This is a genomic window from Candidatus Gracilibacteria bacterium (assembly GCA_010119145.1).
GTDB lineage: Bacteria > Patescibacteriota > Gracilibacteria > BD1-5 > UBA6164 > JAACSU01.
Window position 1 is genome coordinate 115,093 of sequence record JAACSU010000008.1, and the last position, 16,938, is coordinate 132,030.

At 32.6% G+C, this 16,938-nt stretch carries 16 protein-coding genes; 4 read left to right on the plus strand and 12 right to left on the minus strand.

Annotation, left to right across the window (positions count from 1 at the left end):
- Positions 1-8 precede the first annotated feature (8 nt).
- The gene (locus GW846_04610; protein ID NDK10038.1) at positions 9-407 is read left to right on the plus strand and encodes a hypothetical protein; all 399 of its coding nucleotides are present in this window, start codon (positions 9-11) and stop codon (positions 405-407) included.
- A 30-nt stretch (positions 408-437) separates the two neighbouring features.
- On the opposite strand, the gene mutL is transcribed toward GW846_04610, so the two are convergent.
- The 3 genes from mutL to GW846_04625 all read right to left on the minus strand — a co-directional run bounded on the left by mutL (position 438) and on the right by GW846_04625 (position 3,065).
- Entirely contained in the window at positions 438-2,240 is a 1,803-nt protein-coding gene (gene mutL / locus GW846_04615; GenBank protein ID NDK10039.1) for a DNA mismatch repair endonuclease MutL, read from the minus strand.
- A gap of 63 nt (positions 2,241-2,303) precedes the next feature.
- Complete coding sequence (locus GW846_04620) at positions 2,304-2,561, minus strand: hypothetical protein (GenBank protein ID NDK10040.1); 258 nt, start codon at positions 2,559-2,561, stop codon at positions 2,304-2,306.
- A gap of 9 nt (positions 2,562-2,570) precedes the next feature.
- Entirely contained in the window at positions 2,571-3,065 is a 495-nt protein-coding gene (locus GW846_04625; protein NDK10041.1) for a hypothetical protein, read from the minus strand.
- Between the two features lie 162 nt (positions 3,066-3,227).
- Between GW846_04625 and GW846_04630 the strand changes: the two genes are divergently transcribed.
- The 3 genes from GW846_04630 (at position 3,228) to GW846_04640 (ending at position 6,558) form a co-directional block, all read left to right on the plus strand.
- Positions 3,228-3,707, plus strand: a complete 480-nt coding sequence (locus tag GW846_04630) for a 50S ribosomal protein L19 (protein ID NDK10042.1) — start codon at positions 3,228-3,230, stop codon at positions 3,705-3,707.
- A 90-nt stretch (positions 3,708-3,797) separates the two neighbouring features.
- On the plus strand, positions 3,798-5,255 hold the full coding sequence (gene gatA, locus GW846_04635) for an Asp-tRNA(Asn)/Glu-tRNA(Gln) amidotransferase subunit GatA (GenBank protein NDK10043.1): 1,458 nt from the start codon (positions 3,798-3,800) through the stop codon (positions 5,253-5,255).
- A gap of 70 nt (positions 5,256-5,325) precedes the next feature.
- The gene (locus tag GW846_04640; protein NDK10044.1) at positions 5,326-6,558 is read left to right on the plus strand and encodes a hypothetical protein; all 1,233 of its coding nucleotides are present in this window, start codon (positions 5,326-5,328) and stop codon (positions 6,556-6,558) included.
- On the opposite strand, the gene GW846_04645 is transcribed toward GW846_04640, so the two are convergent.
- From GW846_04645 to GW846_04685, 9 genes are all read right to left on the minus strand, one after another.
- Positions 6,555-7,856: a ComEC family competence protein gene (locus GW846_04645; protein ID NDK10045.1), complete on the minus strand. Its 1,302-nt coding sequence runs from the start codon at positions 7,854-7,856 to the stop codon at positions 6,555-6,557. The two genes, GW846_04640 and GW846_04645, sit on opposite strands and share 4 nt — an antisense overlap.
- Positions 7,857-8,044: 188 nt before the next feature.
- Positions 8,045-8,626, minus strand: coding sequence for a hypothetical protein (locus GW846_04650; protein ID NDK10046.1), 582 nt, complete (start codon positions 8,624-8,626; stop codon positions 8,045-8,047).
- Between the two features lie 277 nt (positions 8,627-8,903).
- Positions 8,904-9,461, minus strand: coding sequence for an elongation factor P (efp, locus tag GW846_04655; protein NDK10047.1), 558 nt, complete (start codon positions 9,459-9,461; stop codon positions 8,904-8,906).
- Positions 9,462-9,484: 23 nt separating this feature from the next.
- Positions 9,485-11,023: a ribonuclease Y gene (gene rny / locus GW846_04660; GenBank protein ID NDK10048.1), complete on the minus strand. Its 1,539-nt coding sequence runs from the start codon at positions 11,021-11,023 to the stop codon at positions 9,485-9,487.
- A gap of 317 nt (positions 11,024-11,340) precedes the next feature.
- A complete protein-coding gene (gene fusA, locus GW846_04665) occupies positions 11,341-13,473 on the minus strand; it encodes an elongation factor G (protein ID NDK10049.1) in 2,133 nt (710 codons plus the stop codon).
- Positions 13,474-13,606: 133 nt separating this feature from the next.
- Positions 13,607-14,287 carry a hypothetical protein gene (locus GW846_04670; GenBank protein ID NDK10050.1) on the minus strand — a complete coding sequence of 227 codons (681 nt, stop codon included), beginning with the start codon at positions 14,285-14,287 and terminating at the stop codon, positions 13,607-13,609.
- A 4-nt stretch (positions 14,288-14,291) separates the two neighbouring features.
- Complete coding sequence (locus GW846_04675) at positions 14,292-15,155, minus strand: HemK family protein methyltransferase (GenBank protein ID NDK10051.1); 864 nt, start codon at positions 15,153-15,155, stop codon at positions 14,292-14,294.
- A 5-nt stretch (positions 15,156-15,160) separates the two neighbouring features.
- Positions 15,161-15,922, minus strand: a complete 762-nt coding sequence (locus GW846_04680; GenBank protein ID NDK10052.1) for an ABC transporter permease — start codon at positions 15,920-15,922, stop codon at positions 15,161-15,163.
- 62 nt (positions 15,923-15,984) lie between these two features.
- Positions 15,985-16,938, minus strand: a complete 954-nt coding sequence (locus tag GW846_04685) for a methionyl-tRNA formyltransferase (protein ID NDK10053.1) — start codon at positions 16,936-16,938, stop codon at positions 15,985-15,987.

Below are 16,938 nucleotides of genomic sequence, written 5' to 3' on the forward strand. Positions count from 1 at the left end.
AAAATATTATGAAAAAATTACTTTGCATCATCTGAATATTCATAAGTCTCTTTTTTATGACTGATTTAGCTCAAGCTATTTCAATCGAAGTAACGGAGCCAATTCCTGGAGCTTGATGTGTAAAATGAGGAGCAGATGATAGTGAGCTCTATACGTGTTACATTCAAAATGGTTTTTGAGGGGTCACGTGAGTTATTGGAGCAATGATTAAGTATTTTACCTATATAGCATCTCTTGCAGCTGTATTATTTATAGTGATTAATGGAATACTCTATTCTATGGCAGGAATAAATGATAGTCTCAAATCTTGAGCAAAAGAAAGAATTACTAAAACTCTTATTTGACTCATCATCTTAATGATTTCGTGACTGATCCTTAATGCTGTTGCTCCCTGGGTCTATAAATAATTTTAAAAAACTCTCAATACTGAGAGTTTTTTATCGTTCATATTTTTTCTGTAAGTCATCTAAGTTTATTTCATATACAACTGGACGACCATGTGGACAAGTAGATGAATATTCAAGTGACGCATCTTGTAGGAGTCCATGCATTTCAAAGATACTCAGAGGATCTCAAAATTTTACAGCAGACCGACAAGCTGTATAAGCCCAAATTTTATTTCTCACTTCGTCAATTGACTGTGATCAAATCTCAGAAATATCATACATCATATTCTTAAAGACTTTTTCTATATTGGCCTTTTTTAAAAAATCAGGAACTCAGTTTATTTGGATGGATCCATGGGAGAGTATTTCTATTTCAAATCACATATCTCCAATGGTTTGCATATTTTGTTCCAATACTTCAATCTCAAATGATGAGAGATGTAACATATTTCAAGAAAGAAGCTTCTGTATTTTTGGAGAATATGCTACATTTGATAGTTTTTCATAAATAACTCTTTCAGCTAGAGCATGTTGATCTAGGACTACGAGTCCAGAATCATTTTCGACAATAATATAAGAGTTATGACTTTGCCCGATTATTTTTCAAAAAGGAGTTTGCTTCAAGTCTCATGTACTTGAACTGAGATCTGGATCAAGAATTCTAGAAGTAAAATCAATAGCTTCAAAAGTCTTTTGATTTGGATTTGATGTATGTTCTGTATAAGGAGAATAATTTTTAAACTTCGTACCAGATCAACTATAATATTTTTCTCAAACTCCTAAGTTAGACACGTCTTGATGAACAATATTAGTTTTGTCTTGACTTGAATTTCACTCAGGAGACTGTGTTACAGTTGCTATCATATCAGATTCGAGCTTATTTTTGACAGCATGGTAGACAGATCTAAATATACTAGACTCTTGCGCAAACCTCACTTCTAACTTCCTAGGATGGACATTGACATCAACTTGTAGAGGATCAAGTGTCAAAAATATTATATACCCAGGATATCTCCCATGAGGAATAAATCTCGCGTATGCGTCAATAATAGCTTTGGCCACAATGGGAGAGTTTATAATACGATTATTCACAAAGATAATCTGTTTTGACCTATAAGAAAAACTAAGCTTAGGATTTGTAATATAACCCGTAACATGGATTCATCCGAATTCAAAGTCGACAGATTCAATTGATTCGTAAAACTCTTTTCATTGTACTTGGTACACTCTTTCAATTAATAAATCACAGGCAGTATATTGAAACATACGCTTATCGTTATGAGTCAAAGAAAATGTTATCTGAGGATAAGCGAGTGAAATATTTTGTACGAAATCAGATATTTTAGAGTATTCTGTACGAGCAGTTTTTAAATAATTTTTTCTTGCTGGGGTATTAAAAAATAGATTGGCTATTTCAATACTAGTTCCGTTCTCAGCTCAACTTTGAGATTTTGAAATAATATCTCAGCCGTGACTTATAAGCTGTACTGCAAAATCTTGATGAGTAGGTTTTGATACTAAAGTACACTGACTTACAGATGCAATACTTGCCAATGCTTCTCCACGAAATCAAAAAGTCATGACTTTTTGAAGTTCTTGCATACTTGATATCTTTGAAGTTGAATATTTTTCAAGGGCGAGTTCTAAATCCTCTTCAGGGATTCCAGAACCATTATCGACAATTCGAATATTTTCAATTCACCCCTCTATAAGTTCAATTCGTATATCATTTGCTCCAGAATCAATACTGTTTTCCACCAGTTCTTTCACGACAGAAATTGGTCTCTCAACAACCTCTCATGCAGCAATTTGATTGGCTAGTTGTTTTGATAATGTAATTATTTTTTGAGGCATTGAATGTTTTTAAATATCTCAGAAATTGTACAAAAAGTAAAAAGAATTTCAATAAAAAAGACCCTAGAGTATTGGGTCTTTTTCTTCAGTATTTTTTTTATCTCTCGAAAGTGATTCAAATATTTTATCTTTTATCACATATGGAACCATAGCATAATATACTATAACTTTTTTTACTTCATCATAATAATCAGCGAGTTCAACTCAAACTTTGAGTATTCTGAGAACTCGAAGCATAGCTATAGTGAGGAGTGTCCCGATTACAACTAGAAAAAAAGTGAGTACAAGTCGCAGGAGATCAAGGATAGAGAGTTCTATCATATGTATTTTTTAGAGAGTATCTATGGTAGTATTTATATCTAAAGACAGTGATTTTACAACTTTTTGTATATTTTCCTCACCATGAATAACTTTTAAAATCTCAGTATTTTCAAAGACTACGAGAGTAGAAACTCAAGTAATCTGGTAGCTTTCCTCTTGGAGATCTTTCATTCTTACATCTGCAAGTCGAATAGAAACATTTTGACTATAGGCTTTTGCACTCAGAACTGGAAATAAATATAACATCTGTGAAAAAAATTGAGTTTTAGTGTCTGTGAAAATTACAATAACCCGTTTTTTAAATTTCTTTTCAATTCAAGTTTTAGAGTCTATTACTTGAGAGTTCAATGACTTTTGTATAAAAGCCTCTAAGTCTGTCGTATTTTTAAGAGTGAAACCTGAACTTGCCAGTTTAGAGCTTGAATATTCAAGAGCATCTTTCCCAGCATCTACAGCTTTATTTTTAAGTGCTTTTGCTTTATTTTTTAAACTTTTAAAATCCATATTTTGTACTATTAATAATTATATATATGTATCATAGCATATATTTACATAAGAGTAAAAAATCTATGATAAAAATTTGCAATTTATATACTTTTTTATATGATATGCTCGTTTTTCGAGGAAAAGAATTATTTCTCGATATATTTATTTATATATATTGCAATGACAAACGTAGATATAGTACGAAAAGTTCAAAATGAATTTCTTCAAACTGGGAGACCAGATTTAAGAACTGGTATGGAAGTAGAAGTATACCAAATCATTAAGGAAAATGGGAAAGAAAGAATCCAAAGATTTAAAGGTATTATCATCAAAACTGCTGGTAAATCTGAACTGGAAAAAACTATCACAGTTCGAAGAAAAGTTGGAGCATTCGGAGTCGAAAAGATCTTTGCTATTCACTCAAGTACTATTGAAAAAATAGACGTACTACGACAATTCAAAGTTCGAAGAAAATCTATTAGCTTCATACGAGAACTCACTGGTAAAGCTGCAAGACTCAAAGAAATCAAGATGAGTAAAGAAGAGCTCAATGCTGAAAAATCTCTTCCTACAGTAAGCTATCCAGATCAAAAAGAAGCATCAGCTCCAAAAAAAGAAACGGTTGAAACTACTGAAGCATCAACAGAAGAAACAAAATAATTTCATTATAATAAAATAAAACATCTCAATTTGGGATGTTTTATTTTTTGACTATACTAATCATATATATTTATATAAAAAAAGCACATTATGGAACTTGCGTATAAAAGTATTTTAGAACTCAAAGAACTCATAGATACAGGAAAAATAAGCTCAAAGCAAATTTGGGATTACTTCAATACACGTGCCCAAAAAATTGATTCTGACCTTCACTCTTTCAATAGTTTCAATTCGTCATGATATCAGGAATCCAAAGAAGCTTTAGCAGGAATTCCAATAGGAATAAAGGATATTTTTTGTGAAAAGGGAATTCTCACAACTGGATCATCAAAAATGCTTCAGGATTTTGTTCCTCCATATGATGCTACACTTATTAAAAAACTAAGAGAAGCTGGAATGAGCTCACTGTGAAAATGTAATATGGACGAATTTGCTATGGGGAGTTCAGGTGAAAATTCTGCATTTGGTGCTACTACAAACCCACACGGAACAAATAGAATCCCGGGTGGATCAAGTTCTGGATCAGCAGCCGCAGTTGCAGCTGGATTAGTGCCTGCATCACTCTGAACAGATACAGGATGATCTATTAGACAACCAGCCAGTATGTGCGGAGTTGTATGATTTAAACCAAGTTATTGACGGAATTCACGTTTTTGAGTTATGCCCATGGCTTCAAGTCTGGATACTCCTGGAACATTCACTCTTACAGTACAAGATGCAGCATTTTTATATGATATTATGAATGGTGAAGACCTGAATGAAGGTTCGTCTATTGCTGGACATGATTCAATAAATGCAAATATATGGGAATCAAAGGATTTAACTGGAATCAAAGTATGAGTTCCAAAAGAATATTTTGAAGAGGGGCTTGATATTTGTGTGAAACGTGAAATACTGGATACTATTTCTAAAATGAAGGAATTAGGAGCTGAGATTGTTGATATATCACTTCCAATGACAAAATTTGCTGTTGCAGCCTATTATATACTCTCTCCTGCAGAAGTAACCACAAATCTCGCTCGTCTTGATGGAATAAGATATGGACATAATTCAAAACTTCCAAATGATGGTGTAGATGAAATTTATCTTCATAACAGAGGTGAAGGACTGGGAAGTGAGCCTCAAAGACGAAGTATTCTTTGAAGCTATGTACTCTCTGCTTGATTTTATAATGCGTATTTTAAAAAAGCAGCTCAAATTCGAACTCTTATTATTGAAGACTTTAATACAGCTTTTCATTCAGTAGATATAATTGTCTGACCTACGGCTCCTTGTGTCGCTTGGAAGCTTTGACAACATACCGAAGATCCACTCAAGATGTATCTAGAAGATGCCTATACTATTCCAGCTTCACTTGCCTGACTCCCAGGAATATCAATACCTTGTGGATTTGCAGAATCTAAGGATGAAGAAAAAGAAACACTCCCAGTTTGAATCCAGCTTCTTGCACCAAGACTCTCAGAACAAAAACTCTTTCAAGTAAGTTATGTACTCGAACAGTCACTAGGACTTCGAGAAAAAATGATTCCAAAAAAATACAGAGTCTAGAAATATACTCAAACTTGCAATGATTATCCCTTATATGTTACAATATAAGGGATATTTTTAAAATACAATCATGAGCACAGCTAATACACAATGGAACCCTATAAATGAAAATTTAGAAAATAATGAAAACAGAGAAAAAGATATTGCGTACGAAGCAAAAAAGTGAGAAAAATTAGACATGAAATGAGGCCAAGAAGCAATGTGAGGCGTATGAGCAATTTGACCAGAAGCTGGAAAAGAAATTGCAAAAAAAGCGCTAACTTTAGAAGAACAAGAAGCTGAACAAGAAAATCCTGATGATCTACTCACACAACTTGATGGATGAGAATGAAAAGAAAAGAAAGAAAAAACTCATTCCCTTAAATGAAGCGATGATTTTAAAGACGAAATTATTGATACTATCAATCAATCAGCAGACTATAGCTTAGAAATTTGAACTTGAATAGATTGAGTAAAAGATGATGAAAAACTATGAGATACAAATGAAATACCTAAAGACTTCGCGTCTAGCTGTGAATATGCACCACTTATAAAGATGTTTATGGAACAAGGGAAACTAACTCACGAAGAATGATTAGAATTATGAGAAAAATGACTCAATGCTGAAAATTTTCATCAAGTTATAAAAGAAGTCTGACTCGACTCTGAGCAATCAAAAAATCTCATTAATTGCTTAAACTACGTTTCTTCAGATAAAACCACTATTGAGGCAACACAAGAAGTACAAAAATACTTTGAATGAATATTCTGAGAATTTAAAAACCCTGAAGCTCAAGTATCTTCTTTTGCATCAGAAGCGTATAATGAAGTAATAAGTCATTATATTCCACACTCTGAGACTCCAAAAGAAAGAGATCAAAATTTAACTCTCGCTATTCAGATGGCTGCTTGAGATATTGTAAACAAATGAGTACTCAATTTATCTCCTTGAAACACAGAGACCTACAATGCAGCTCTACTAACCATTCAAAATGATGACTCTCAAGTTGAAGCAAGGTTTGTAGCTCTCACAAAAATATCAGAAATTGTTTGAAGTGATCAAGCAACAAAAGGTGGGTGAAAAAAGAATGCTGACGCGTTACGCAACAAACAAAAATCTGCATTACAAGCAAAGGAACAAAGCACTTCATTCCTAAAAACTCAAACAGACAAAATAAATACAGATCAACTCAATACAAAAATTCCTGAAGATAATGAAAACAAAGAAGCCAAAACATTGGAAGCTAGTTGAGATGTTTTTACTGCATGAACTCTAGATTTAGCTTCAGACAATACATCAGAGTGAAGTGAAGCAACATCTTAAAGTTCATTCTTTTTTATTTTGAGATGATACATTATTAAAAAATATATGAGAAGAATAAAATATAATGATTCAGCAAAAAATTTATAGTTTCATATTTCAAAAATAAAAAGCGCTCCTTCTTTGTTTCAAAAAAATTGAACAATCATAATGTCATATCGAAGGAAAATCCATGTTATAAATCATGTCAGTTCAGCAAGTGGAGGAAAAATAAAATAAAGCACTACACTCATAGCTCATCATAGCATAGCTAAAGGAATAGTCCAAGTAACTGCTATATTAGCCAGCGGAGCAAGAAGAGAGACTTGTCAAAATTGAAAGAGCATAATAGGAAGAGAGAAGCTCAAAGCAGAGAGCGTAAGTACGAATGCCTCTCTAATAGCAAAACTAGATGGAAGAAAAGAAAATATTTTTTGAAATAATTCTTGGGTATAAATAATCCCTATGACTGCTAGAAAACTTAAGTGTAGACTTACATCATATACAAGTGCTAAGGGCGACCAGAGAGCCATACAAACAGCAGTGAAGGTAAGGAGTACAATATTCCTTACTGGACTTCAAGATTGTATAAATATATATCAAAGTATTCACATTATAGAGGCTCTCACAACTGGAGCTCATAGTCATACAAAAAATGAAAAAGTAAGAATAGTACTTATAACTCAAATAACCCGAAACCAAATCGGAAAATACGCAAATAAGAAACTCACGAAAATAATACAAAGTGTAATATTAAAACCACTGACAGCTATAAAATGAGTGAGTCATGAATTATTAAAATCTGTTTTCAAATCACTTGGAATATTTTCTCTCGCTCAAAATAATATTCAGGCTAAAAAAATAGCCTCATTTTTAGGATATAGTTCTCAAATTACGCTAATGAGACGCTCTCTAAAAATAAATATTTTTTGAGTAATGGAAGTGCTTTCTGAAATTATATCTACCTTTGAGACAGAAGTTCTAAAATATATAGATTTAGATAATAAGAAATTTTTGTAAGCGAAGCTATCAAAATCCTCTATCATTTGAAAACGACCAGAAAATTCAATATCCTGTCATGGCTGTAGCTGAAAATTCTTAGGAACTTTTACAATGGAATATATACTTTTGCTTTTGTTTTTAAGCGTATTTTTAGCTACGAGCTGGATGTCTACAATATATTCATCTTGGTAATCATCTCTCCTATAAACTTCTCTCACTACTCACGCATAATTTACATATTGTCACTCATATCTTTCGAGTATATCTAAATTAGAGTCAATATGAGACTGATGAATAGAACTATATATGAGAGATAACAAAATTCATATAATCATTAACAGGAGCACATATCGAAATTGTCTATAATAAAATATAAAATTAAGTGCTATACTCGCTCAAAAGAGCAGCAATAGGAAAGACAGAAAAATATCTTCAACTCAATAAAACAAAAAAAATCATATTAAAATACCTAATAAAAAAGTAAGAAAATATGAATTTATTCGAATCATTATCCATGAAGTTGAGTATCCTGTCCACTCGTATCTCAATGAAAAACTTTATAAAACATGTACCCACTCCACACAATAAGCATAAGAGCAAAAAGTTGTGGAAATGTAAATCATGTATTAATTGAGAGTATATCTTGTTTTCCACTAAAGAAATCAAATACTAGAATCATAGTAGAAAAAAGTATCATTCCTAGGTATCAAATATATCACCTAATATGAACAAAAAGTGACAGCATATACAATGCACTAAAAATAATAAAACTTAAGAGAGCATATACTATAGGGAGAGGAAAAACGGGAACTTGATACGGAACGAGGGTAAAGGGATTAGTATAGAGTATTTCAATTCAAAATGTTGTTTCTCTTCCATAAACTTGACCTCATAACAGTGATCCAATATATCAAATACTCACCGTAGCTAAAAATGCGAGCACTACTCCATCTATATATCGCTTCATAGGAGTTTTTTCAATCTTACAAAGTATATACAATACAAGTAAGAATCAGAATATGGCTCAAAAAAGTGAAAAGTTATATTCACTCATTACAAAGAATTGAAATGGTTCTGTGATGAACTTCATATCATTCCATTTTCAAATCACATAAAAGACTCGTGAAAAGAAAAACACAGAAAGGAAAAACCAAAGAATATTATGTGAAAAAAATTGGAAGTTATATCAAAATCTTGTTTCAAGACGTCGTAAAATCCATAAGAAAACAAAAAAACTAATGGTAAGTGCTATTCAAAATGTATAAATAAGCGCTCCGTATATATCAAAAAATGGATACAAAATATGCCATTAATAAAAATAAATCTCGTTTTATAGTATAGATAATACTACAAAAAGCAACGTAATTTTACGCTCTTCCTAGATACTCTTTCGTCCTTGTATCTACCTTAATATTTTCTCAAATATTTATAAATAAAGGGACCTGGATCACAAGTCAAGTAGTCATTGTTGCTGGTTTTTTTCCTCAGGTAGCAGTATCTCATTTCTCTCCTGGAGGAGTGTCTTCTACTACGAGCACACAACTTGCATCTAAATTAACATTAATAGGGACTCCATTGAATTCTTGAAGCATTACCTTATCTCCATCATTAAGAAACAATTCAGCTCCATCAAGTGTTACTTTTGAGAGCTCAACTTGTTCATATGTTTCTCTGTTCATAAAATAGTATGTCTCACCATCATTATAAAGATAATCATAGGTATGAGTTGCAATATCAGCTGGTGGAAAATTATCCTTATCTGAAAATGTTTTTGGGATAGTACCACCACTGATGAGGTTCTTACACTTTATATTGATAATCGATCCACCTCGTCCTACTACTTTTTGCGAATAAGCAGTAACCTCATATGGATCATTATCCATAAGAAACTTCTTTCACACCTTAAGTTCACTTGCATTGTACATAATTATTGACTGTAAAAATATTATTATTTAGCATACTCGATACATCGAGTTTCACGTATAAGTGAAACCTTCACTTCACCTGGATATTGAAGTTTTTCCTCTATCGTATGAGCTATATCCTGTGCCATTTTTTGAGCCTGCATATCTGAAATAGTGACAGCATTTACAAATACCCTCACTTCACGTCCAGCACTCAGTGCATAGGCTTTGTCGACTCAACTAAAACTTTGAACCAGAGCCTCCATTTCCTGTACTCTTTTGAGATATTGCTCTATTGCTTCTCTCCTTGCTCCAGGTCGAACAGAACTAATTGCATCTGCCACTTGAATGATTGCTGCATATATAGAAATTGAGAATTGTTCACCATGATGATTTTCAATCATGTCTATAACTTCTTCTGGAAGTCCATACTTTCTTCATATTTTTGCTCCAATTTCTGGGTGCGTTCCTTCTATATCATGATCAAGTGCCTTTCATAGGTCATGTAGGAGTCCTCACATACGAAGTAATTTTTGATCAACTCAGAGTTCTCGACCAATAGCGTCAGCTATAATAGCTACTTCCTTTGAATGCTTGAGCATATTTTGTCCATAACTTGTTCTAAAACGGAGTTTTCAAATAATAGGAACTATTTCTTCAGGTATATTTCTGATATTAAGTTCCTCCAGCACCTGATTTCATAACTCTCGTAGCAGATTTTCTCATTCAGATTCAGTGGCTTTGATAACTTCTTCGATTCTGGCAGGTTGAATCCGTCCATCCTCAATAAGTTTTTCAAGTGATTTCTTAGCTATATACCTACGGTATAGATCAAATGCTGATATAAACACCGTATCAGGAGTATCATCAATAATAAGAGACACTCCAGCATTTTTTTCAAATGTCGTAATATTTCTCCCTTCTTTTCAGATAAGTTTTCATTTTATGTCATCACTTGGAATTTGAATAACCGTAGTTGTTACTTCGCTCGTAACATTTCCAGCATATTGTTGAATTGATTTAAGAATGATTTCTCTAGCCATTTCAGTTTTTTCTAGTTCAATCTTCTTTTTGTGCTTATCAATAAGATTTTTAGCATCTAAACTATACTTATCTCCTATTTGAGTTAAATAAATTTCCTTTGCTTCTTCTTCTGAAAGTTTCGATATTTCACTCAGTTTTCAATCTAATTCTGCTTCCTTATCACGCAAAGCATCTCTATTTTCTTTCAATTTTTCTTCTTGAACAATAATATCATCTTGTCTTTTACTTATTTGCTCAAGACGTTGTTCAATTTTTTCTTCTCTTTCTATGACTCTTAGCTCTGTTTTAGCAATTCTATCTTCTCATTCGCGAGCTTTTGAAGTTATTTCTATAGCTTCTTCTTTTGCTTTCTTTACTAAATTTTGTGATTCCTCTCTCGCGTCACTAATCATTCTTTCTCTTTTTGTTTCAGCCTTTGAGACTATTTTTTCAGACTTAGTTTCAGCTTGTGTTGTTTTCCTATTTTCCCAAATAAAAAATAATACTACACTGAGAGCCATTCCAAAAATTACTCAAAGGACAATAGTACCAATATCCATATGTTTTTGTATAATGAGTAAAATGCTACTCAAAAAAACGTTGCCGTATTTTATTGTTAATTCACAAAACAAGATACTCTCAAGTCTGTCTGTTTATTATTTTTACTTTTCACGGGTTTTATTTTCTTCTATTTAATTGAAAAGTATTTGTTAGTATGAAATAAAATATGATTATTTAGCGTTATCTATCGCTAAAATTTAAATTTTTTTGATAACTCTTAGACGTCTGTTACTTCAGACATATTTATTGTAAGAATTTTTGGGTGAAAAAGAAATTTATGTAAAAAAAACTCTCCATTTCTGGAGAGTATTTTTTTTTAATCTTCATCAGGAAGTTTGAATCCTCTATCTTCTCGAACTTTTAGTGCGATTGCTGTTGGAACTTCTTCGTAATGATCAAATTCCATAGCGTACGTTGCTCTCCCTTGAGAAGCTGAACGAAGCTCTGTAGAGTACCCGAACATTTCAGAAAGTGGAACATAACATGTAATGATTTTAGCCATTCCTCTATTCCCCATATCTTCGATTCGACCTCTCTTTGAATTGATTTGTCCAATAACATCACCCATATATTCTTCTGGAGTGTTTACTTCAACTTTCATAACCGGTTCTAAAAGAACAGCTTGAGCTTTTCTACAAGCTTCTCTAAATGCTTTAGAAGCAGCTATTTTAAATGAAAGTTCTGATGAATCTACATCATGGTATGAACCAAATGTAAGAGTCGCTTTCACGTCAACAATTGGATATCAAGCCAAATAACCTCGAGCATATGCTTCTTTCAGACCTTTTTCAACACCAGGTATATATTCTTTTGGAATTGTACCACCAACAATTTTATTCACGAATTTATTCACTTTCTTAACTCCTCCTTCATCATCTTCTTCAGCAGTAAGGTATGGTTCAAATGTCATCACAACGTGACCATATTGACCTCGTCCACCAGTTTGTTTTGAATATTTATGTTCAACATCTTTTGCAATGTTCTTGATTGTTTCTCTATAGGCAACTTGAGGAGCTCAAACATTAGCTTCTACTTTAAATTCTCTTTTCATTCTATCAACAATAATATCAAGATGAAGTTCACCCATACCTGATATAATCGTTTGACCTGTTTCTTCGTCTGTTCGTACTCGAAAAGATGGATCTTCTTCTGCGAGCTTAGAAAGTGCCATACCCATTTTTTCTTGATCAGCCTTAGTTTTTGGTTCGACTGATATAGAGATTACTGGTTCTGGAAATTCCATTGACTCAACAAGGAATTTTTTATTCATATCACAGAGTGTATCACCTGTTTTTGTAGCCTTAAGACCAATAACGGCTCCGATATGACCAGCTTGAATTTCTGGTACTTCCTCTCGTGAGTTTGAATGCATTTGAACGAGTCGACCAACTCTTTCTTTTTCACCTGAAGTAGCATTATAAACATATGAACCTGATTTTAGTACACCAGCATATACTCGTACATATGTGAGTCTTCCCACAAATGGATCAGTAGCTACTTTGAACGCGAGAGCCGCGAGTGGAGAAGAAATATCAACCTTAATTTCTTCTGTTTTTTCAATATCATCAACGTCAGATACTACGAGTATTCCATCATTTACATCAAGTGGACCAGGAAGATACTCAACAGCAGCATCAATAACCATTTGTACACCAATATTTTGAAGAGCGGAACCACACGTTACTGCGTAGAGATCATTATTACAAACCCCTTTTCGAAGACCTCTTTTAATTTCTTCAATAGTTAGATCACCTTCAGAAAAATATTTATCCATAAGTGTTTCATCCTGTTCTGCTACTTTTTCAATAAGCTCAAGTCGAAGTGCATCAACTTTATCTTTTAGATCAGCTGGAACATCTCCTTCAGTAACGTTTTCTCATGAACTTCCTTCAAAATGATACGCTTTCATTTCAATGATATCAATGATACCTTCAAATGTTTCAGCAGCACCAATAGGATATTGAATCGCAACTACTTTATTTCAAGCAAGTCTCTTTTTAATTGATTCAACTGACATATCAAAATCACCACCCATTTTGTCCATTTTGTTTACAAATGCGATTCTAGGTACATGATATTTATCTGCTTGTTTCCAAACAGTTTCTGATTGTGGTTCAACTCCCTGAGATGCATCAAAAACTGCAACTCCACCATCAAGAACTCGAAGAGATCTCTCAACCTCAATCGTGAAATCAACGTGACCTGGAGTATCAATAATGTTAATTTGATGATCCTTCCAGAAAGCTGTTGTAGCAGCAGAAGTAATAGTGATACCTCTTTCTTTTTCTTGTTCCATCCAGTCCATAGTTCCAGCTCCATCATGAGTTTCACCAATTTTATGAATTTTACCAGTATAGAAAAGTATACGTTCAGTTGTGGTAGTTTTACCAGCATCAATATGGGCAATAATACCGATATTTCTTACCTTTTTTAAAGGAGTTTGAGCCATATATTCGTATATAAATAATTAAAGTTCTTATAAAAAATCTAGAAGTTTGCATATAAAAAATATATGTCATAACTCCTTTTTAATTTGGATTTTTTGCCCGAAGATTGTATATAAAACACTCCCCAAGTCAAATCTATATTTCTAGGCCTTCTTGGCTCCATTTCTGTTCTAATTCTGGCATATGTAATTTGAGACTTTTTTCTAATTCTCATAGAATGAATTCACTATAACTTTTTGATTTCGATTCACTAATTTTGATTCAAACTTCATGAAAGAAAAATGAAAATACGCTCGAAGTAAACAACCTCACTTTTTCATCATACAGAATAAGTCCTAAAGTTCGCTTTGTAATAATAGATGAAACTTCAAATTGAACGACAAGTTCCATATCTCCAATCCAATCATTTACTCTATCACGAATATCTGATGGAAGATTATCAGAGTCAAAAGTATGTATTTCTTCATACTTTGGAGCACTGAACTGAATTTCATTCTTTCATCCAGCCCTTCTGATTTCATGGCTTATAGGAAGATATATAAGTGAGAGGATACCTAAAAGAAAGTTTGTACCATATCCAGCATCTAAACAAGCAAAAAGCTCACCCAAAAGTGGATCATATTTTTTTTTCAAAATCATCTCTACCAGAAACTTTGCGAGCAAAAAATCATATTTTTTTGCTTTAGATTCATCTTTTTGTGTTCGTTTTATTCAAGCACTCGCCTTTTGGGCTTGTTCTTTATATTTTTCAGATATTTCCGCTCAATTTGAGCCAGATTCGGGTGATTCAGAAGGATTAAAATCTTCTATGCTCATAATATTAAAATCATGATATATAAATTACTCTCTGTATACTAGCACTATCCTGGAAATATTCAAATGAAAGTCACATATCTTCAAGATATTGACGTGAGACATCGTATTGATCAAAGCCAATCTCTATACACAAATATATGTTTTTTATTTTTTGAAGTTCTTTGAGTTGAAAACATTGTACTATGAGTTTCTCATAGAGCTCAAACCCTGTATCTCTTCAGCCATAGAGAGCTCCATCTGGTTCATACTCTATGACAGAGCTCTCCATATTTTCTACATCACCATCTTTTATATAAGGTAAGTTCGCAGTTAAAAATAGATTTCTTTTTGAAATATTTGAACTATTAAAAAAATACTTTAGCAAATTACTCTCTTCTATATTGAGAGATTCTAATTCGTACGTCGCTTTATTAATAGTCGCCACTTCACGAGCAGAAGCAGAAATATCAAAAGCAAAAGATGAGTGAAATTTCATAGGAAGCATCTCTTGAAGAATACTTATAGCAATACATCCACTTCAGGTTCAAATATCAGCGTATACCGTAGAGGCTACATCAATACCCGTATTTAATTTCAAAAGTGATTGCCTCACTAATATCTCTGTATCATTTCTCGGTATTAAAACCCTCTCATCTACAAAGAAATCTCGTCCGTAAAAATTGGCATTTTCAGTGCTATATTCTTCTGGAACTCATGAAGCTACATCAAAAAAAAGTTTTTGAGCTTCATAGATATATGCAGCAGAAATATCTGATTTAGAGAATAATTGCGTAGGACTTAGTTCTAGTATTTTACATAAAATTGATTCAATTTGTTTGAATGAGAGTCACGCTGAAATTCCCATATCAAAATATTCCTGTTTCTTCATACTTTTTAATTTTCAAATGTCTTACGAGAAAATATTTGAACCGTAAAAAAAAGTATAATACAAATATATAAGAGACTGTACACTGAATTATAAAGAAAGAAACGGAGAGAAAATTCACTAAACGTACCAATAACATCTTTAATATTGAGAGCTTCAAGTGGTGGAAAAATAAGCTGAAAAATACGAATTGATTGAACGAGAATCATATCTTGCATTCGAACAAAAAGGTCTATTATCAGTGAAAAACTATGTGAGATGAGATATACCATGAGACTTACCATTATAGTCATAATAGTGCTCATGAATGTTGAGAAAAAAAATACAATAGCAAGAAGTATTTCAAGCTTTAGAAATGTAAACAAAACAGTCCAAAGTATCAAGGAAGTAATGGGAATCCCTTGAAAAAATAATACTCCTAAAAATAAGAGAGCTTGAAAAAACACTATAAGGAGTATCGTTGCAGAAAATCCAAAGAATTTCCCAAGTATAAAATCTTGTCTTTTAATAGGTTTAGAAAGAATGAGAAAGATAGTTTTCCCTTCTATTTCCTTAAACAGTAACTGGCTTCCAACAAAGAGAACTCCTATGAGACCAAATATTTCAATCATAGACAAACCAAAGTCGACAATAACTTTTTGTGATTCTCAAATAGTAAGCTTTCCTAAAGCTAAAGAGAATAATGTGAATATTCAAGCAAAGAAAACGATGAGGTACAAAAATTTGTTTCTCACAATTTCCTTAAAGGTATTGAGTGCAATGTTCAACATAAACGTTATTTGAAAATATATTTTAAGTAGTGTAGCAAGAAATATTGAGAATTCAAGATAGATTATACAAACTTATATCACAGCACTTCTTTATTTCCATTTACAAAACTAAGAGCGTCCATAGATTTCTTTCACTCAAGCTTCACTCGTAAAACTTCAAGTATTTTTCAGTCACAACAGAGTATTCCATATCTATTTTTAGATATTTTGATACACTCTCAAATTTCACCCTCAATTTCATTTTCCGTAGTATTATCAAAGAGAGAGATATCCTCTAATACGAGTCTCTTTTCATTATAAAATGTATGAATTCACGGCCAAGAAGTATAAGCTCTGAAAGTATTAAATATTTCATTGCTCGTCTGTTTTCAAAAAGATATGCGTCCATCTTCTCTGGAAATTTTAGAACAATGTGATGACTCACTATGATTTTGAGGAACTCACGTAATTTCTCATTTAATGACCTTATGGAGAGTATCTACCAGTAATTTAGGACCAATGGAAACAAACTTTTCAAATATATCCTCACTCGTGTCAATGTTGTCTATTGAAACTTTTTGAATTTGCAATATATCTCATTCATCCATTCCTTGTGACATGTACATAATGGTAAGTCCTGTCTGGGAGTCTCAATTTTTTATTGCTGCTTGTACTGGACTCGCTCCTCTATACTTTGGCAATATACTTCAATGTATATTAATACATCAAAATCTTGGTATATCGAGTATTTCTTTTGGAATAATTTTTCCATAAGCTACAACCACAATGAAATCAAGTTCTAGACTATTTAAAATATCAAAAAAGTCTGCGTTCTTCTTTATCCTTTCAGGTTGAATAACCCTAATATTATGAGTGAGAGCTACAGATTTTACAGCCGTTGTTTGAATATCCCTTTTTCTTCAAATAGCTTTATCTGGTTGAGAAACTACAAGAGAGATCTCAAGCTCAGGGTAAGCTAAAATTCATGAAAGTATATTTCACGCAAATTCAGGAGTTCAAAAAAAAGCTATTTTCAT